Annotated in this window: 15 protein-coding genes and 1 tRNA gene; 8 read left to right on the forward strand and 8 right to left on the reverse strand. The window is 65.9% G+C overall.

Annotated features, from left to right (window positions below; all coding sequences use genetic code 11):
* The first annotated feature begins 285 nt into the window (after positions 1 to 285).
* The 3 genes from serC to aroA all read left to right on the forward strand — a co-directional run bounded on the left by serC (position 286) and on the right by aroA (position 4,006).
* On the forward strand, positions 286 to 1,371 hold the full coding sequence (serC, locus tag AC5P56_RS19960) for a 3-phosphoserine/phosphohydroxythreonine transaminase (protein ID WP_134809053.1): 1,086 nt from the start codon (positions 286 to 288) through the stop codon (positions 1,369 to 1,371).
* A gap of 51 nt (positions 1,372 to 1,422) precedes the next feature.
* Positions 1,423 to 2,622, forward strand: coding sequence for a prephenate dehydratase (gene pheA, locus AC5P56_RS19965; protein ID WP_014647616.1), 1,200 nt, complete (start codon positions 1,423 to 1,425; stop codon positions 2,620 to 2,622).
* A gap of 76 nt (positions 2,623 to 2,698) precedes the next feature.
* Entirely contained in the window at positions 2,699 to 4,006 is a 1,308-nt protein-coding gene (aroA, locus tag AC5P56_RS19970) for a 3-phosphoshikimate 1-carboxyvinyltransferase (protein ID WP_288496790.1), read from the forward strand.
* 262 nt (positions 4,007 to 4,268) lie between these two features.
* Here the strand turns inward: aroA and AC5P56_RS19975 are convergent, their stop codons facing one another.
* Together AC5P56_RS19975 and AC5P56_RS19980 are read right to left on the reverse strand one after the other, a co-directional pair.
* Positions 4,269 to 4,841 carry an energy transducer TonB gene (locus AC5P56_RS19975; RefSeq protein WP_046431429.1) on the reverse strand — a complete coding sequence of 191 codons (573 nt, stop codon included), beginning with the start codon at positions 4,839 to 4,841 and terminating at the stop codon, positions 4,269 to 4,271.
* Positions 4,842 to 4,960: 119 nt separating this feature from the next.
* Complete coding sequence (locus AC5P56_RS19980) at positions 4,961 to 5,599, reverse strand: energy transducer TonB (RefSeq protein ID WP_197605916.1); 639 nt, start codon at positions 5,597 to 5,599, stop codon at positions 4,961 to 4,963.
* A gap of 113 nt (positions 5,600 to 5,712) precedes the next feature.
* Between AC5P56_RS19980 and serS the strand changes: the two genes are divergently transcribed.
* Positions 5,713 to 6,993 (forward strand): serine--tRNA ligase, encoded by a 1,281-nt coding sequence (gene serS, locus AC5P56_RS19985; RefSeq protein ID WP_014647612.1) that lies wholly within the window; start codon positions 5,713 to 5,715, stop codon positions 6,991 to 6,993.
* 66 nt (positions 6,994 to 7,059) lie between these two features.
* Here serS and AC5P56_RS19990 read toward each other — a convergent pair whose 3' ends face one another.
* Both AC5P56_RS19990 and AC5P56_RS19995 read right to left on the reverse strand, forming a co-directional pair.
* The gene (locus tag AC5P56_RS19990; protein WP_134809051.1) at positions 7,060 to 7,422 is read right to left on the reverse strand and encodes an SH3 domain-containing protein; all 363 of its coding nucleotides are present in this window, start codon (positions 7,420 to 7,422) and stop codon (positions 7,060 to 7,062) included.
* A 136-nt stretch (positions 7,423 to 7,558) separates the two neighbouring features.
* The gene (locus AC5P56_RS19995) at positions 7,559 to 8,146 is read right to left on the reverse strand and encodes an FMN-dependent NADH-azoreductase (RefSeq protein WP_014647610.1); all 588 of its coding nucleotides are present in this window, start codon (positions 8,144 to 8,146) and stop codon (positions 7,559 to 7,561) included.
* Between the two features lie 128 nt (positions 8,147 to 8,274).
* Between AC5P56_RS19995 and AC5P56_RS20000 the strand changes: the two genes are divergently transcribed.
* Entirely contained in the window at positions 8,275 to 9,267 is a 993-nt protein-coding gene (locus tag AC5P56_RS20000) for a LysR family transcriptional regulator (protein WP_005410175.1), read from the forward strand.
* A 72-nt stretch (positions 9,268 to 9,339) separates the two neighbouring features.
* On the opposite strand, the gene AC5P56_RS20005 is transcribed toward AC5P56_RS20000, so the two are convergent.
* Positions 9,340 to 10,686: a DUF7256 domain-containing protein gene (locus AC5P56_RS20005; protein ID WP_134809048.1), complete on the reverse strand. Its 1,347-nt coding sequence runs from the start codon at positions 10,684 to 10,686 to the stop codon at positions 9,340 to 9,342.
* A gap of 150 nt (positions 10,687 to 10,836) precedes the next feature.
* On the opposite strand from AC5P56_RS20005, the gene AC5P56_RS20010 reads away from it, so the two are divergent.
* Positions 10,837 to 10,926, forward strand: a tRNA-Ser gene (locus AC5P56_RS20010).
* A gap of 43 nt (positions 10,927 to 10,969) precedes the next feature.
* Here AC5P56_RS20010 and AC5P56_RS20015 read toward each other — a convergent pair.
* From AC5P56_RS20015 to acuI, 3 genes are all read right to left on the reverse strand, one after another.
* The gene (locus AC5P56_RS20015; RefSeq protein WP_111207074.1) at positions 10,970 to 11,356 is read right to left on the reverse strand and encodes a DUF6713 family protein; all 387 of its coding nucleotides are present in this window, start codon (positions 11,354 to 11,356) and stop codon (positions 10,970 to 10,972) included.
* A 127-nt stretch (positions 11,357 to 11,483) separates the two neighbouring features.
* Positions 11,484 to 14,237, reverse strand: a complete 2,754-nt coding sequence (locus AC5P56_RS20020; RefSeq protein ID WP_495231874.1) for a UvrD-helicase domain-containing protein — start codon at positions 14,235 to 14,237, stop codon at positions 11,484 to 11,486.
* Positions 14,238 to 14,387: 150 nt separating this feature from the next.
* Positions 14,388 to 15,377, reverse strand: coding sequence for an acrylyl-CoA reductase (NADPH) (gene acuI, locus AC5P56_RS20025; protein WP_134809049.1), 990 nt, complete (start codon positions 15,375 to 15,377; stop codon positions 14,388 to 14,390).
* A gap of 103 nt (positions 15,378 to 15,480) precedes the next feature.
* Between acuI and AC5P56_RS20030 the strand changes: the two genes are divergently transcribed.
* Both AC5P56_RS20030 and AC5P56_RS20035 read left to right on the forward strand, forming a co-directional pair.
* Positions 15,481 to 15,828 (forward strand): winged helix-turn-helix transcriptional regulator, encoded by a 348-nt coding sequence (locus AC5P56_RS20030; protein WP_014037677.1) that lies wholly within the window; start codon positions 15,481 to 15,483, stop codon positions 15,826 to 15,828.
* A gap of 487 nt (positions 15,829 to 16,315) precedes the next feature.
* Positions 16,316 to 16,723, forward strand: coding sequence for a hypothetical protein (locus AC5P56_RS20035; protein ID WP_134809047.1), 408 nt, complete (start codon positions 16,316 to 16,318; stop codon positions 16,721 to 16,723).
* Positions 16,724 to 16,918 lie beyond the last annotated feature (195 nt).

The raw sequence follows: 16,918 nt of genomic DNA on the forward strand, positions 1-16,918 counted from the left end.
ATCTGAATCCGCTGGGTCCGCGCCCTGGTGGGTGCCGACCTTGATCGGCACGCTCCGTCGGCGGGCTTGACGCCTGGCAGCACACGGCTTTGGTAGGTGCCGACCTTGGTCGGCACGCTTTTTCGGCGGGCATGACGCCTGACGGCGTACGCCGACCGAGGTCGGCGACTACCGGCGCCACGCCGGCGGCGAATGGATTCCAATGAAACCAAATTTCCCTTGCCGCACTAGGCCGCAAGGCTGGTGCACTGCGGCATACTAGGGGTCTTGCCCCACAGGTGTGACATGACGCGCGCGTTCAACTTCAGTGCCGGCCCTGCGACCTTGCCGGAATCGGTCCTGCGCCAGGCGCAGGCGGAAATGCTGGACTGGCACGGTAGTGGTGCCTCGATCGTGGAAATGAGCCATCGCGGCGCGGAATTCATGTCCGTGGCCGCCGAGGCCGAGGCCGACCTGCGCCGCCTGCTCGATATCCCCGACGACTACGCGGTGCTGTTCCTGTCCGGTGGTGCCACCACCCAGCAGGCGCTGATCCCGCTCAACTTCGCCAGCCCCGGCCAGCGCGCCGACTACGTGGTCAGTGGCCATTGGGGAAAGACTGCGGTCAAGCAGGCCGGCGTCTACGTCGACGTCAACATTGCCGCCAGCAGCGAGCCCGACGGCTATCGCACGCTGCCGCCCCGCGCCGACTGGCAGCTCTCGCCCGACGCCGCCTATGTGCACATCACCGCCAACGAGACCATCCACGGCGTCGAGTTCCGTGATGTGCCGGATACCGGCGATGTGCCGCTGGTGGCGGACTTCAGCTCGTCCATCGCCAGCGAGCCGCTGGATGTACGCCGCTACGGTGTGATCTATGCCGGCGCGCAGAAGAACCTGGGCCCGGTCGGCATCGCAGTGATGATCGTCCGCCGCGATCTGCTCGAGCGTACTGGCCAGCCGCGCGCGGACATCTTCGATTACCGCTCGCATGTCGCCCGCGATTCGATGCTCAACACCCCGCCGACCTGGAACTGGTACCTGGCCGGCCTGGTGTTCAAGTGGATGCTGGCCGAAGGCGGCGTGGCCGAATTCGCCAGGCGCAATGCCGCCAAGGCGGCACTGGTGTACGGCGCCATCGATGGCTCCGGCGGCTTCTACCGCAACGAGATCGCGCATGCGGCACGCTCGCGGATGAACATCCCGTTCTTCCTGCCCGATGCCGGGCTTGATGCCCGCTTCGTCGCCGAAGCCAAGGCTGCCGGCCTGCTGGCGCTGAAGGGACACAAGGTGGTCGGGGGCATCCGTGCCTCGCTGTACAACGCCATGCCGCTGGCCGGGGCCGAGGCGCTGGTCGCCTTCATGGCCGATTTCCAGCAGCGTCACGGCTGAGCAATGAACGGCGCGCACCGTCGGGTGCGGGTCCCGCAACAAGGAATTCCGATGGCAAGCAGCAAATCCAGCAAGAAGGCGCCGAAGAAGGCCGAACCGGCCAAGGACAGCGCGCCCAGCAAGGCGAAGGGCAAGGCCAAGGCCGCCTCGAACCCGGCACCCACCCTGGCACCGCTGGCGCTGGCCGATGTGCGCTCGAAGATCGACCAGATCGACCGTGACATCCAGAGCCTGATCGCCGAGCGCGCGCGCTTCGCCCACCAGGTCGGCAAGGCCAAGGGCAAGCTGGCCGCCGCTGTCGACTACTACCGCCCCGAGCGCGAAGCGCAGGTGCTGCGCATGGTGGTGGACCGCAATGAAGGCCCGCTCAGCGATGAGCTGCTGGTGCATGTCTATCGCGAGATCATGTCGGCCTGCCTGGCCCAGCAGGAGCCGCTGAAGATCGGCTACCTCGGCCCGGAAGGCACCTTCAGCCAGCAGGCCGTGCTCAAGCACTTCGGCCGCTCCGCGCTGGGCCTGCCGATGGCCAGCATCGAGGAAGTGTTCCAGGAAGTGGAAGCAGGCAACGCCGATTTCGGCGTGGTGCCGGTGGAGAATTCGGGACAGGGCACCATCCAGATCACCCTGGACATGTTCCTGACCTCCAACCTGAAGATCTGTGGCGAAGTGGAACTGCGCGTGCAGCAGTTCCTGATGTCGCGCAGCGGCCGCATCGAGGACATCGAGCGCATCTACGCGCATCCGCAGTCGTTCATGCAGACCTCGGCGTGGCTGCGCGCCAACCTGCCGAAGGCCGAGAAGATTCCGGTGTCGAGCAATGCCGAGGGTGCGCGTCGCGCGCGCAACGCCGACGACGCAGCGGCCATCGGCGGCGAGAGTGCCGGCCACGTGTACGGCCTGAAGAAGGTGGTCACCAAGCCGATCCAGAATGATGCCGACAACACCACCCGCTTCCTGGTGGTGGGCCGCAACATCTTCCCGACCTCCGGCCACGACCGCACCTCGGTGCTGGTGTTCATCCATGACAAGCCCGGTGCGCTGTTCGATGTGCTCAGCCCGTTCGCCCGCCACGGCATCAGCATGAACCGCATCGAGTCGCGGCCGTCGCACCACGGCAAGTGGGAATACGGCTTCTTCATCGACCTGGCCGGCCACATCGACGACGCGCCGATGCAAGCGGCGCTGGCCGAACTGGAAGCGCACTCGGCGCAGATCAAGGTGCTGGGCTCCTACCCGGTGGCCGTGCCCTGAGTGCTGCTGTGGCGGCCCTGGCCGCCGCTCCCTGATGCATCGCCGGTGCTGCCGGCGTTTACGGAACGATCGAACGATGAGCAACGCGCAACACTGGATCGCCCGCAAGGGCCAGCCGCTGCAGGGCAGCCTGACCATTCCCGGCGACAAGTCGGTCTCGCACCGCTCGGTGATGTTCGCCGCGCTGGCCGATGGTACTTCGCATATCGAAGGCTTCCTGGAAGGCGAGGACACCCGCGCCACCGCGCGCATCTTCAGCCAGCTGGGTGTGCGCATCGAAACCCCCAGCCCGTCGCAGCGCATCGTGCACGGCGTCGGTATCGACGGCCTGAAAGCGCCGGAGGCACCGCTGGACTGCGGCAATGCCGGCACCGGCATGCGCCTGCTGGCCGGCCTGCTGGCGGGCCAGGCGTTCGACTGCACGCTGATCGGCGATGAGTCGCTGTCCGGCCGCCCGATGCGCCGTGTCACCGGCCCGCTGTCGCAGATGGGCGCAAGGATCGATACCCAGGACGACGGCACGCCGCCGCTGCACGTGCATGGCGGCCAGACGCTGCATGGCATCGACTTCGCCTCGCCGGTGGCCAGCGCACAGATCAAGTCGGCCGTGCTGCTGGCCGGCCTGTACGCGCAGGGCGAAACCCGCGTGGTGGAACCCCACCCGACCCGCGACTACACCGAACGCATGCTGTCCGCGTTCGGCGTGGACATCGAGTTCTCGCCGGGCAAGGCGCGCCTGCGGGGCGGCCAGCGCCTGCGCGCCACGGACATCGTAGTGCCGGCCGATTTTTCCTCGGCGGCGTTCTACCTGGTCGCCGCCAGCATCATTCCCGGCTCCGAGCTGCGCCTGAAGCAGGTCGGCCTGAACCCGCGTCGCACCGGCCTGCTGCACGCGCTGCGCCTGATGGGGGCGGATATCACCGAAGAGAATCCGGACGAGCAGGGCGGTGAGCCGGTGGCCGATCTGGTGGTGCGCTACGCTCCGCTGAAGGGCGCGCGTATTCCCGAAGCACTGGTGCCGGACATGATCGACGAGTTCCCGGCGCTGTTCGTGGCCGCCGCCGCCGCCGAAGGCCAGACCGTGGTGAGCGGTGCTGCCGAACTGCGGGTGAAGGAATCCGATCGTCTTGCGGCGATGGCCACTGGCCTGCGCGCGCTGGGCATGCAGGTGGACGAGACCGAGGATGGCGCCACCCTGCATGGCGGGGCTCGGCTGGGGAGTGGCACCATCGAAAGCCACGGCGACCATCGCATCGCCATGGCATTCGCCATTGCCGGCCAGATCAGCGACGGCGAAGTGCGCATCAACGACATCGCCAACGTCGCCACGTCCTTCCCGGACTTCGATGGCCTGGCGCGCAGCGCCGGCTTCAACCTGGCCTGATCGGCGGATCGCGTTTTCCGGTAGGTGCCAACCTTGGTTGGCACGCTCACATCACCCGGTAGGTGCCAACCCTGGTTGGCACGCTCACATCACCCGGCAGGTGCCAACCTTGGTTGGCACGCTCACATCGCCCGGTAGGTGCCAACCCTGGTTGGCACGCTCACATCGCCCGGCAGGTGCCAACCCTGGTTGGCACGCCTCTCCAGATAAAAGGACGGAGGCCGAAGCCTCCGTCTAAACATCACGAACCCCTCGTCCGCGATCAACGCTGTTCGGTACGGAAATCCACCGGGACCCGCACCACACTGGCCACTGCACGGCCTTCATGCATCGCCGGCTGGAACTTCCAGTTCTGCACGGCGCTCAGCACCGCGCGATCCAGGTCACGGCTGCGTTCGCCGCTGCGCGAAACAATCGCGGCATTGGTCACCTGGCCGCGGCTATCGACATTCAGGCTGGCGATCACGCTGCCCTGTACGCCATTACGCAGCGCGGCGGCGGGGTAGGTCGGCTTGATGTTGCCTGCCAGCGGGCGCGCCTCGCGATTGCGTACCGCAGGGGCGGCTTTGCGCTGGTTGCCGACCGGTGCGGCCTGGCGGGCCGCCGGCTCCTGCGCGTCGGCCACCGGCGCCTGCTCGGGGGCGGGCAGCATGCGCTCGCCGACCGGTGCCGGCGCCACGTCTTCCTGATTCGAGTGACGCAGCCAGAGCAGCGCGGCGGCAAACATCGCCACGATCAGCGCGATCCACATCCAGGGCGACGTGGGCTTGTGCTGTTCGCTGGCGTCTTGCTGCAGCTGCGGCGAATGAAGGTCTTCGTGGGTGGTGGCGGTCATCGCAAACTCCTTCCGTCAATGGACGACGGGGAGAGTGTTGCGCGGGCCAGTGGCGGGAAGTGTCAGCGTTGCGTCAACGTCACCGGCAGGGTTCAGGTTGCCTGCCGGGAAACGTTCAGTTACTGGGTCTTGAAGTCGAACGGCACTTCAATGCTGCCCGGTACGGCCTGGCCGTTGCTCTGCGCCGGGGTGAAACGCCAGCGGCGCACGGCGTCGGTGGCGGCACGGTCGAGCTCGCGTGAGCCGCTGCGCTGGATGACCGTGGCATTGTTCGGGTAGCCGGTGGCATCCACGTCCACGCGCACCACCACGCTGCCGGTCTCGCCCGCGCGCAGGGCCGCGGCCGGGTAGTCCGGCGGCGGCGACTGGCCGGCAATCGGCATCGGCTGGCTGTTGCCGGTGGCGGCTGGCGCAGGGGCCGGCGTGGCCGGGGCCGGTTCAGCGATGGGCGCCGGCGGCGGCGGGGCGGTTTCGACCAGCTTCGGGGCGTCGTCCTCTACCGGGGCCGGCTTGGCATCGGGCATGTCGCTGGAGCCTGCGGCGGCGGCCAGCGGTTCCGGCAGCGGTTCCACCTGCGCGGTCTCCTGCGGGGTCTGCGCGGCCGGATCGGCACGGAAGAACTCCTTGTCGCGGCCGGTCAACCAGACCAGCACGAACAACAGCACGCCCACGCCGAAGGCGATGCCGGCGATCTTCAGGGCGTTGCGCGGGATATGCACAGTGAACGACTTGGCGGACGACGAGCGGGGTGCAGACATGGACCGGACCAGTACGGAATAGCCCGATTCTGCCACGCCAGGAATGAACCGGGCGGCAGAAATCCGTATAACAAGCGATAATCCCATCCCTGATACCCACCACGACACCTGCCATGCTTGATCCAGCCCTGCTCCGCCACCAGCCCGCCGACCTCGCCGAACGCCTGCGCACCAGCCGCGGCTTCGAGCTCGACGTGTCTGCCCTGGAGTCCCTGGAGGCGGATCGCAAGCGCATCCAGGTGCGGACCCAGGAGCTGCAGAGCCTGCGCAACAGCCGTTCCAAGGCCATCGGCCAGGCCAAGGCCAAGGGCGAGGACGTCTCGGCCATCATGGCCGAGGTCGCTGCCTTCGCCGACGAGCTGAAGGCTTCGGAAGTGGCGCTGGACGAGCTGCGCGAGAAGATCGAAGCGATCTCGATGGGCATTCCGAACCTGCCGGCCGACGACGTGCCGGCCGGTGCCGACGAGAACGACAACGTCGAGCAGGCGCGCTGGGGTACCCCGCGCCAGTTCGATTTCAAGGTGCTCGACCACGTCGAACTGGGCGCCCGCAACGGCTGGCTGGACGGCGAGACCGCGGCCAAGCTGTCCGGCTCGCGCTTCACCGTGCTGCGTGGCCCGATCGCGCGCCTGCACCGCGCCCTGGCCCAGTTCATGGTCGACCTGCACACCGGCGAGCACGGCTACGAGGAGACCAACGTGCCGCTGCTGGTCAACGCCGACTCGCTGCGCGGCACCAGCCAGCTGCCGAAGTTCGAGGACGACCTGTTCAAGACCGCCGTGGGCGACTCCACGCGTTACCTGATCCCGACCTCGGAAGTGCCGCTGACCAACATCGTGCGCGATGAGATCGTCGACGCCGAGCGCCTGCCGCTGCGCATGACCGCCCACTCGATGTGCTTCCGTGCCGAGGCCGGCAGCGGTGGCCGCGACGTGCGCGGCATGATCCGCCAGCATCAGTTCGAGAAGGTCGAGCTGGTCTCGATCAGCCGCCCGGAAGACAGCGACGCCGAACACCAGCGCATGACCCGCTGCGCCGAAGTGGTGCTGGAAAAGCTGGGCCTGCCGTACCGCAAGGTGCTGCTGTGCACCGGCGACATGGGCTTCTCGGCGGTGAAGACCTACGACCTGGAAGTCTGGCTGCCGTCGCAGGAAACTTACCGCGAGATTTCCTCGTGCTCGAACTGTGGTGACTTCCAGGCCCGCCGCATGCAGGCGCGCTGGCGCAACCCGGCCACCGGCAAGCCGGAGCTGGCGCACACGCTGAACGGCTCGGGTGTGGCCGTTGGCCGCGCGATGATCGCGGTGATGGAGAACTACCAGAATGCCGACGGCAGCATCACCGTGCCGGAGGCCCTGCGCCCGTACATGGGTGGCCTGGAAACCATTGGCTGATAGCCGGCGCTTCGCGCCGCCGCCCGAGCATGGGCTCGGGCGCTACAGATCTTTGTAGAGCCGAGCCTATGCTCGGCTCTCCTTTATGGCCCGCAGCTTCTCGAACGGCACCCATCCCGGTTCGCCGTTCTCCGGCACGCACCATGCCCAGCCATTGAGCGTGCGCATCCCGCGCAGCGTCTGGCCGGGGTCCACATCCAGTTCGCGCGCGCAGTAATCCTGCGTGGCAAACGCGCCACCCTGCGCATCGCGGCCGATCACCGGCGCCGGCACGAATCCGGGCTGCTGCCCCTCGGCCTCGCAGAGGAACCAGTCGTCCCAGCCCTCCGGGCCTTCATAACGTTCGCCCACCACCAGCGCCTGGCCGCGGCGCAGGATGATCGGGTGCGGAAATTCGCTGCGGTGCGCAGCCGTCACGATGTAGTTCATGCCCCCAGCCTAGCGCGCCGCAAAAGAAAACGGCCCCGCACAGCGGGGCCGCCAGGGTAGGCCGGGAGGGGGAGGGGATCCCGGCCCGCGTTCAGCGCCCAGACGAGGAGAGAGGGGCGCCGAACGTTGGAACGCGTTACGCCGCGACGGCTTCGGCCGCTTCGTGCGACGGCAGCGCCGCCAGCGCACCGGCGATGGCGTCTTCACGGTGCTGCGGCGAGTAGGCGATGCCCTCGGCGCGCACGAACTCGACTTCGTTGATGCCCATGAAGGCGAACACCTGACGCAGGAACGGCTCCTGGAAGTCGGCCGGCGAGTCGGTATAGATGCCGCCACGGCTGCTGGCGATGATCACCCGCTTGCCACCGGCCAGGCCCACCGGGCCGTTCTCGGTGTACTTGAAGGTGCGGCCGGCCACGGCCACGCGGTCGATCCAGGCCTTCAACGTGGATGGGATGCTGAAGTTGTACATCGGCGCGCCGATCACCACGATGTCGGCCTCCAGAAACTGCTGCATCACCTGTTCAGCATCGGTCGCTTCAGCGGCGTCGGTCTTGGCCAGCGAGCTGCTGCGCAGGTGCGGTACCGGATTGGCGTCAAGATCGCGATAATCGACCTGCAGGCCGTCGATCTGGCTGGCGAGGCGGGCGACCACGGCGGCCGACAGCTGGCGCGAGACGGAGTTGTCGCCAAGCACGCTGGCGTCGAGATGCAGAAGCTTCATGGCAGTCACCTATGTTCTGGGAGGAAGGGGGCGGGGTGGCCCCGCCGACGGAGAGAACGATAGGTTGTTGCAAAGGCGGAATAAAGGTGATTGAATGCCACGTATTGTTCTAGATATGGAACTCGGGCATGCATGACCTGAATGACCTGTACTACTTCGCGATGGTGGTCGACCACGGCGGATTCGCCGCCGCCGAGCGCGCTTTGGGCATCCCCAAGTCGCGACTGAGCCGCCGCATCAGCCAGCTGGAAACCGACCTGGGCGTGCGCCTGCTGCAGCGCTCCACGCGCCGTTTCGCGGTCACCGATGTCGGCACCAGCGTGCACCGCCATGCGCAGACGATGCTGGCCGAGGCCCAGGCCGCCCGCGAAGTGGTGGACCGCCTCAGCGCCGAACCGCGCGGCGTGGTGCGCGCCAGCGTGCCGGTGTCACTGGCGCAGATGCAGCTGCCCAAGCTGCTGCCCAAGTTCCTTGAGCAGTATCCGAAGGTGCGGCTGCAGCTGAACATCAGCAACCGCCGCGTGGACATCATCAACGAAGGCTACGACGTGGCCCTGCGCGTGCGTTCGCGCCTGGACGACGACGGCAGCCTGGTGATGCGCAGCTTCGGCCAGGTGCAGGAACTGCTGGTGGCCAGCCCGAAGTACCTCGACCGCGCCGGCCGCCCCAAGGACCCGGAAGAGCTGACCCAGCACGTGACCCTCAGCATCAGCGAAGACGAAGCCCGCCAGCGCTGGGAACTGCATGGCCCGGAAGGCGAAGTGCGCCGGGTCGACCTGCAGCCGCGCGTGGCCGGCTTCGACTTCCCGCTGCTGCAGAGCATGGTGAAGGACGGTTTCGGCATCACCATGCTGCCGGAAACCGTGTGCGCCGACGCCGTGCGTAATGGCGAGCTGGAAGTGGTGCTGCCGGACTGGTCGCTGCCGCAGGGCGTGTGCCACGCCGTGTTCGCCTCGCGCCGCGGCCTGCTGCCGGCGGTGCGCGTGTTCATCGACTTCCTGGCCGAGCACCTGCCGCCGCAGCTGGAGGCCTCGCGCCTGGATTGCGGTGGCGCCTGTGAAAAGGCCAAGGAGCGGATCAAGGCCAGTGCACTGGGTGCGCTGGCGGTGGATGCCGGCTGAGAGCTGCTGCACCGCTTCCGTGAAGAAAAGCCCCGGCGACGTTCCGGGGCTTTTTACTTCAATGCGACGGTGTCATCCGCACGCCCAGTCGATCTTCATCTGCTGCAGATCCAACTGTGCGTTGCCGCCACCGAAATTGAAGCCGCCAAAACCCTCCTCGAATTCGAGGTAGTAGGGGCCGAACTCAGGGTAGCCCTGCTGGGGCTGCATTGTTCCGCCGAGGTGGGCAATGGAATCCCAGCGACTCAGGTTCAGTTCCTCACCGCGCTCGCTGAATGCTTCGATGTATCCACTGATGGCGCATTCGCTTTCCCACTCCCGCGGTGATCTCCCAACGTTGGGATCGTCAGCGCGGATGCCTGTGCTGATCGGCAATGCAACGGCCTCGCTGGAGGCGCCTCCGATTCCTGCGCCCGGGATGACGGCATTTCCGTTCCTGGTGTACAGCCATCGCTCGTAGAAATAGCTCGCGTAGTCCTGTCCGATCCAGCTCGGAGGGGCACCCAGCAGGGCTGAATTCAGCTTGGGCGGCAGGCTCAGCTCACCATCAAACTCCTGCTGTGTAAGCCAGATGGCGCAGAATTGCGTTCCAAGGATGTCTTCCATGCTGTGGCTGTGCGCATGCTTGGCCTGGCGATGCTGCCAGAAGGGAAGCAGGTCGCGGCCCTCTGGCGGGGTCATGGAAAGGGGAGAGGTGAAGTATTCCGCGATTTCCTCGACGGTGCAGAGCTCCTCCTGCTGGTCGTCGACGAACAGAGAGAGAGCAACCAGCTCATTTCCCTTGGTTCGGTACTCCGAGGGCAGGTGCAACGTAAAGGCGTGCCGCAGCGGGTGCCCGTTGCTGGAACTCAAAGGCCATTGTTCAGCGGTGATGCCTGGGGGAAGGCCCAGTGTCCAGCCTCCGGCCCATTCGCTGCCCCGGCCTGCTTTGGGGAGCACGCGCTGAGGGCCAAGCGCGATGTCAAAGGCCTTGGTCAACGTCGGATCGAATATGGGCGCTGCAGGTTCACAGTAGGTGGCATTCGGGTTCTCCAGGCGAATGCTCCTTACCATGTTGTCCCGCGTGTTCACGTTCGCGGCCACCTGCAATCCGTCATCCGTGATGAAGCCGAAGGTCGCCCATCCCTCGCATGAGTCCTCTGGCTCTTCCGGCAGTACAGCGAGGCGAGGATTGTTGGCGAGAGCGTCGCCGATGGCCATGCCTGTACGCAGGCCCTCGACCAGCACCGTCTTGGGCATTGAACAGGCGAAAATGACGTATCCAATGGCTCGATCGCTATCCAGTCGAACGAAAACGTCCTTGCTCAGGCAAGTCAGATGACCTTGTTCATCCGGCTCCTTCCATCGGGTGCCCAGAAGTTGGGCCAGGGCGCTTGAAGGCATGCCCGGGCGTATGTTCAGGAGGCTGGAGTTGTCCATGGGGTGGGGACCAGAGGGAATTGGTCACTCTAGCCAGCCGGGGCGTGGGAAGGCTATCGGATTAGTTGCAGATGGGCGTGGCGTAGGGGTCTTGGGCAAATCGCCCGGCCGTGCGAGAATGCGTGCCCGGCCAGCAGGCTGTGCCGACACGGAGAGATGGCCGAGCGGTTTAAGGCACCGGTCTTGAAAACCGGCGAAGGGTCAAACCTTCCGTGGGTTCGAATCCCACTCTCTCCGCCAGTTGATTCAAAGAGCCCCTGGATTCAGGGGCTTTTTCGTCTCGTCAGTCCACGCCATCGATCTGCACGCGAGCCGGGGTAGCACGGCGGCCTTGCATGAGGAGCCCGACGCCGGCCACGAGGCAGGCCGCCAACGTTGCGATGGAGAACGGAAGCAGGAACTCGTCACGACCGGCCGCGGCGAAGCCCGCATGAATCATGGCGGTGCCGGCGCCAACTGTCCCGCACAGGCTGGCATACGCCCGCGCGGAGGGCTTGGCCAGCACAACCTGGCGATAGCCATGCAGCAGGGCGCCCACAGCGATCAGGTTGAAAGCCAGAAACCCCTGGACGCCGCCGGGAAGGCCGAACAGGGTCCACTCGTGCCAGAACGCTGCATCAATCTGGTGCAGGACCAACGCCAGCAGTGTTGCCAGATACCACCGTTCCATGGGGTCGTCCATTTGAATGTCGGCAAAGTCTAGCAGCCGGAGTGAGTAGTCGATCTCCGGCCTGGGCGAAGCTCACGGTGACGGTGAGGGCAGTGCGCACATCGCCAGGAAAGCGCAGAAAATGCGCTCACCCCCTACGCCCGCCCTTAGGCTTGTTGTGGCACAACGGGTAACTCGAGCACGACCGGAAAGCCCCATGTGGCCCATTCCGGTCCACGAATACGCCCACCCTGCACACCGGGCAGCGCTCATCGTGGATGGCCGCGCCTGAAATCGCGGTTACTTCCACTGCCCCGTCCTTCACCAGCTCATCCAGGAATGGCGAGTGCTTTCCCTGCAGGGTGAACATCGCGACCGACCGTCGCGCACGCGTCAGCGCGACATAGAACAGGCGCCGTTCTTCGCTCAGCGGATAGGTATCGCCGTCCGGCATTGCCAGCGAAAGCACCGGGTCATCCGCGCGCAGGCTCGGGAAGCTGCGGTTGATCATGCCCGGCAGGATCACGTAGTCCGCCTCGCGCCCCTTCGATCGATGTGCGGTAAGGAACTCGACGTCCATCGTGCTGCCGAAGGCCGTCTTCCAATCCGAAGGCATCGCACCGCGATCCGCGCGATACCGCCCCAGAACAAAGACCGTCACGCGCCCGGTGCGGCCCTGCGGCACTGCACCTGACAACAGTTGCTGGTGCAGCTTCGCAAGGTACTGGCGAACGCCATCCTGCACCTCCTCGCGCCGGTTCATCTGGAACGCCTGCAGCACCGGGCCCATGGTCGGCGCAGCAGAGCGAACGTTTTTGGCGATCTGCGCGGGGTTGCGGCTGATGAAGCGGCTGGACACATCACACAGTGCCTGTGGGCAGCGGAACGTCTGCTCCAGTTTCAGCACCTGGCCATGGCCCATCCATTCGCCGAATCCAGTCATCACCGCAACGTCGGCGCCAGCGAAGCGATTGATCGATTGCCAGTCATCGCCCACCGCAAACAGATGGCGGCCCGGTTGGCTGACCAGGGCACGGCAGAGGCGCGCGCGGGCGCGCGATGCGTCCTGGAATTCGTCGGCCATCACCAGTTCGTAGGGCGATTCATAGTGGCCCTGTTCCAGCAGCCCGGCCGCCATGTTGAGCATGTCTTCGAAGTCGATGCTGCGCTCGTCAGCCAGCGCATTGTCCCAGGCCTGGAAAACCGGCCCGGCGATCTCCAGGAAGCGCCGGTAGCGTTCCTTGAACTGATCCTCGGGCATCTGCCGCAGGCGCGCCGCCATATCGTCCAGTGTCAGGCAGTTGCTCTTGGCATGGGCAATGAAGGTGCGCATCAGTCCGATCAGGTCTGCGTCCGGCATCGGCTTGGCGCCTTGATCAGGCAGCTCGCGGTCCGGGTTCGGGTCGAGCTCGACATCAGACGCGCCAAGCCGCTCGGCAAGATGCTGCAGGGCCTGTCCACTGCGCAGGCCAAACGACGTCGTCTCGACCAGAGCGGTGCCGCGCGCCACATGCTGCTGGCGCTTCCAGTGCATCCCTTCGCTGTAGTTGGCAAAGTGCTTCGGCGGCTGGCCATCGGCATCCAGCGCAAAGTGCTCGTGATACAGCTGGGCGTCCGGATAGTAGAAGTCCGGGCGATACTGGCGATGGGTGTCTGTCGCGGTATCGAATTCGTAGCGCCGCTCGTAGTCGTACGCCACGCCGTTGTAGAACAGCCAATCGGCGATGACGCACTCCTCCAGGCTCTTCACCCGCTCACCCTTCAGGGTGCGGATGTAGGGCGTGCCATCGCGGTCGTAACCATCGGCCATCATGTCGGCACCGAACGGCGGCAGGTCGCGCCCGAACACCAGGCGGAACATGTCCCACTGGGTGCGGAAATGGGTCGAGCGGTCCTTCAGGTCGTCCACCAGTTCGGCCAGCTTGTTGAAGCCCAGCGTCGCGTCGACCGCCCATTCCGGGATATCCGGCTTGCGCCCTGTGGCTTTGGCGATGATGGACAGGCCCAGAGCGTGGAAAGTCCGGGCTTCCACCACGGTGTCGCCCATGCCGAGCCGGTCGAAGCATCGCTGCGCGCGCTCCTCCAGCTCCTGGGCGGCGTCCTTGTTGAAGGCGAGCATCACGATCCGTTCGGGTTCGACAAAGCCGCGGTCGATGGCATACGCGGCCTTGGCGACCATTGTGGAGGTTTTCCCAGAGCCGGCCGCGGCCACGACCTGTACCCGGTTGTCGAAGCAGATGACGGCGTGGGCTTGTTCCTCGGTCAGGGGCTTGCTCTCGATCCGGTCCAGGAAGTCCTTGGCCAGCACCCGCTCGCGCTCTGCCATGGTCGCGTTGGCCTCGGCCCAGACGGCGGGCCAATCCAGCTGCCAGTCGTGCAGGGCGTCCAGCGCCATGCGGTGGCCGGGCGCGTGCAGGTCGTCGTGCACCTCCTCGTCGAGGAACAGCTGCTCCAGCTCGGCGGGCGGCAGGGGCAGGGCGGGGCGGTCGGCCAGCAACGCCTGCTGCTGTTCGTGGGTGATCCAGCGGCGGCCGGCACTGCCGCGGTCGATGAGCGCATCGGCAGCGCGCAACCACGCCTGGATCTGCTCCAGGATCGTGTCAAACAGGGCCTTGCGTCCCCGTGTGGTGCGCGCAAAGCGCACCTGCTGCAGCGCCGCCGCAAGCCGGGAGCCCTGGCTGTTGGGCAGCCCATCCACGGACAGTGCTTCACCGCGCTCGGTCGTCAGTTCGACCCGGGACCAGAGCACGCCGCGAACGACCCGCACGCTGTGTTCGTTCGCCACATGCTGGTGGTATTGCCTGCCGTCGATCAAAAGCGCGAGCTGTTCGCCATCCAGCCGCAACTGCCAGTCCGGCGAGCGGGTCACACGCTGGCCCCAGCCCGAGGGGCGCCATTCCATAGACATCCAGATACTGCCTTGCGTACGTCACCGGGCGTAAAGTGCCCTTGCCGCCCCATGATAAGGCCGCTTGGCATGGCACGCTGGGTTTCCGGTCACTCGCGCACGCGCGCCAGCGATGGCATTGCACCCTCGCCGGCGCGGCAGGCGTCAGGCGTTCACATCCACGACAATGCGGCCACGCACCTTGCCGGGGATGATCTGCTCATAGACATCCAGCACCTCGGCGAGGCCGATCTGCTGCACGGTGCTTTCCAGCTTCTGCGGGTCCAGGTCGGTCGCGAGCCGATCCCAGGCGCGCTGGCGAACCTCTTGTGGGGCATTCACCGAATCCACGCCCGCAAGGGTCACATTGCGCAGGATGAAGGGCAGCACCGAGCCGTGCAGTGCATCGCTCTGGGCCAGGCCACAGGCGGCCACGGCACCGCGGTACTTCGTTTCGGCGATGGCATTGACCAGCGTTGGGCCGCCGGCCACATCCACCACGCCGGCCCATCGCTCGGCACTCACCGGCCGCTCGCGCGGCTCCGAGAGCTGCGCACGATCGATGATTTCGGCCGCACCCAGGTTGTGCAGATACTCGGCGTGCTCCGGCCGCCCGGTGGCGGCCACCACGCGATAACCCAGCTTTGAAAGGATCGCCACCGCAATCGAGCCGACGCCGCCGTTGGCACCGGTAACCAGCACATCGCCCTGTGCAGGCGTCACCCCTGCATGCTCCAGGGCCAGCACGCACAGCATCGCGGTATAGCCAGCGGTGCCGATGGCCATGGCGTCGCGGGTGCTCAGGTTGCCGGGAATCCGGTTGAGCCATTCGCTGCGTACGCGGGCGCGCTGTGCCAGGCCGCCGTGGTGGCCCATGCTCAGGTCCCAGCCATTGAGCACGACGCGGTCGCCTGGCTTGAAGTCGGCCCTGCTGGATTCCAGCACCACGCCTGCCAGATCGATGCCGGGAATGAGCGGGAACGTCCGGATGACCGGACTCTTGCCGGTGAGGGCAAGCGCATCCTTGTAGTTGAGCGTGGAGTACTCGACCTGTACCAGGACGTCGCCGTCCACCAGGTCGGCTTCATTGAAATCGACCAGTTCCGTGGATATGCCGTCGTTCGTCTTGCGGGTCAGCAGTGCCTTGAAACTCATGGTTGGGGGCTCACGTTCAGTGGATGGCCCCATGCTAGGCTCGCACCGTTATCGCAACAAGAACGACGATTTTCCGTAGGTACTATGGTTTTCCGGAGTATGCATGCGTAGCAAGCGTTGGGATGGCAAGAGCGGTTGCGCGGTGGAAGTCACGCTGTCGGTGATCGGCGGCGTGTGGAAGCCGATCATTTTGTTTCACCTGATGACCGGCAAGCGGCGTTTCATGGAATTGACGCGACGGGTGCCCAATGCCACCCAGTCCATGCTCACCAGCCAGCTGCGTGAACTGGAAGCCGATGGCGTGGTGATCCGCCACGTGTACCCGGAAGTGCCGCCGAAAGTGGAATACGAGCTGTCCGAGTTCGGGCGCACGCTGGTACCGGTGCTGCTGGCCATGCGCGAGTGGGGTGAAACCTATCGTGGCTATCAGAGCACCCAAGGCGATAGCTGAAGGCTGAGCGGCCTTGCGCTTGCCGCATGCGGGTTTCGCGAACGCCCACAGCCAGCGGCGGGTCTTTGGCACCGGCAGCGCGCATGTCGTATACGGCTGGACAGGGCGTCCGGAAAGTACGCGTCGATAGGAGTCGCCTGCTGGCGAAGAACGCCAGTCAATGGACAACTCGACATCCACTGACGCAACCAACGTAGCGACGTGATCGATCAGGATTTCCCTGCTTTCCACCGCCGGTTCAGGGCGGTAACCATGGCCGCGCCAAGGCATTCGCCGTGGCCGGGATTGGCGTCCCGAACTTACGTAGTACAAGGCGTCGTAGTTGCAACGTATGTTGCGATCACGACAATGCACCTTCTGTCAGTTCATGGCGGATGGTGCGTGGGGGTCTTAGGGCCCGTCGGCTTTCGTACTACGTATCCGGCACGCCAACCCGCACCGTCCGCCACCTTGCATCTGCAGGTGGCCACATCGTGAGGTTGCCGTCATGCCCGAACGTCTTCCCGACCATCCCCGCCTGCACGCGCTGCTGGGTGCCGCTGTACTTGATCTTCCCGCTGCCTTGGCCGAAACGCTGGAGGACGCGCTCCGCGAATCCGCCGAGTTCGTCACCCCATCGGCATTCTTTGCACACCTGAAAGGCCACGGCAGGAACCTGCGCGCCGATGGCGAGGCCTGGGTTGAAATGCACCTGAGCCCTGGCCGCGCCTTCGACATGGCCCTGGCGACCCGCAGCGTTTCGGGCATCACGGCGTTGACCGCGGTGCTGCACGCTGCGCATGTGGCGCGGGAGAGCGACGATCCCGCCTGCTGTCCCTCCGCCGCCGTGGTCGAAGGTCTGTTCAACGCCTGTCAGGCGTTGTCGCTGCAGGTGGAACGCTGCCTGGTGCCGTGAAGGGCTGCGACGCGGTTCCTGTTCCGTTGACGCCCGGTTCCCTATAGTGGCGCTGGAACTCTGCAATGGAATGCCCATGCACGTGATGTCCCCCGGCCGTTGCCTGACGCTTGCACTTGCCGTCGCGGTGAGTGCCGGCGCGTGTGCGCGGCCGCCGTCCACCGAACACGAAAGGAATCCCGCCATGTCCGGCGC

It is taken from the genome of Stenotrophomonas sp. YJH_SMC_131, assembly GCF_059367975.1.

What these genes read in the sequence shown, in the direction of transcription:
- pheA (WP_014647616.1), top strand. Translation starts at nt 1,423, where the DNA reads ATGGCAAGCAGCAAATCCAGCAAGAAGGCGCCGAAGAAGGCCGAACCG.
- AC5P56_RS19980 (WP_197605916.1), bottom strand. Translation starts at nt 5,599, where the DNA reads ATGTCTGCACCCCGCTCGTCGTCCGCCAAGTCGTTCACTGTGCATATC.
- acuI (WP_134809049.1), bottom strand. Translation starts at nt 15,377, where the DNA reads ATGAGTTTCAAGGCACTGCTGACCCGCAAGACGAACGACGGCATATCC.
- AC5P56_RS19990 (WP_134809051.1), bottom strand. Translation starts at nt 7,422, where the DNA reads ATGAACTACATCGTGACGGCTGCGCACCGCAGCGAATTTCCGCACCCG.
- AC5P56_RS20035 (WP_134809047.1), top strand. Translation starts at nt 16,316, where the DNA reads ATGCCCGAACGTCTTCCCGACCATCCCCGCCTGCACGCGCTGCTGGGT.
- aroA (WP_288496790.1), top strand. Translation starts at nt 2,699, where the DNA reads ATGAGCAACGCGCAACACTGGATCGCCCGCAAGGGCCAGCCGCTGCAG.
- serC (WP_134809053.1), top strand. Translation starts at nt 286, where the DNA reads ATGACGCGCGCGTTCAACTTCAGTGCCGGCCCTGCGACCTTGCCGGAA.
- AC5P56_RS20000 (WP_005410175.1), top strand. Translation starts at nt 8,275, where the DNA reads ATGCATGACCTGAATGACCTGTACTACTTCGCGATGGTGGTCGACCAC.
- AC5P56_RS20020 (WP_495231874.1), bottom strand. Translation starts at nt 14,237, where the DNA reads ATGGAATGGCGCCCCTCGGGCTGGGGCCAGCGTGTGACCCGCTCGCCG.
- AC5P56_RS20030 (WP_014037677.1), top strand. Translation starts at nt 15,481, where the DNA reads ATGCGTAGCAAGCGTTGGGATGGCAAGAGCGGTTGCGCGGTGGAAGTC.
- AC5P56_RS19975 (WP_046431429.1), bottom strand. Translation starts at nt 4,841, where the DNA reads ATGACCGCCACCACCCACGAAGACCTTCATTCGCCGCAGCTGCAGCAA.
- AC5P56_RS20005 (WP_134809048.1), bottom strand. Translation starts at nt 10,686, where the DNA reads ATGGACAACTCCAGCCTCCTGAACATACGCCCGGGCATGCCTTCAAGC.
- AC5P56_RS20015 (WP_111207074.1), bottom strand. Translation starts at nt 11,356, where the DNA reads ATGGAACGGTGGTATCTGGCAACACTGCTGGCGTTGGTCCTGCACCAG.
- AC5P56_RS19995 (WP_014647610.1), bottom strand. Translation starts at nt 8,146, where the DNA reads ATGAAGCTTCTGCATCTCGACGCCAGCGTGCTTGGCGACAACTCCGTC.
- serS (WP_014647612.1), top strand. Translation starts at nt 5,713, where the DNA reads ATGCTTGATCCAGCCCTGCTCCGCCACCAGCCCGCCGACCTCGCCGAA.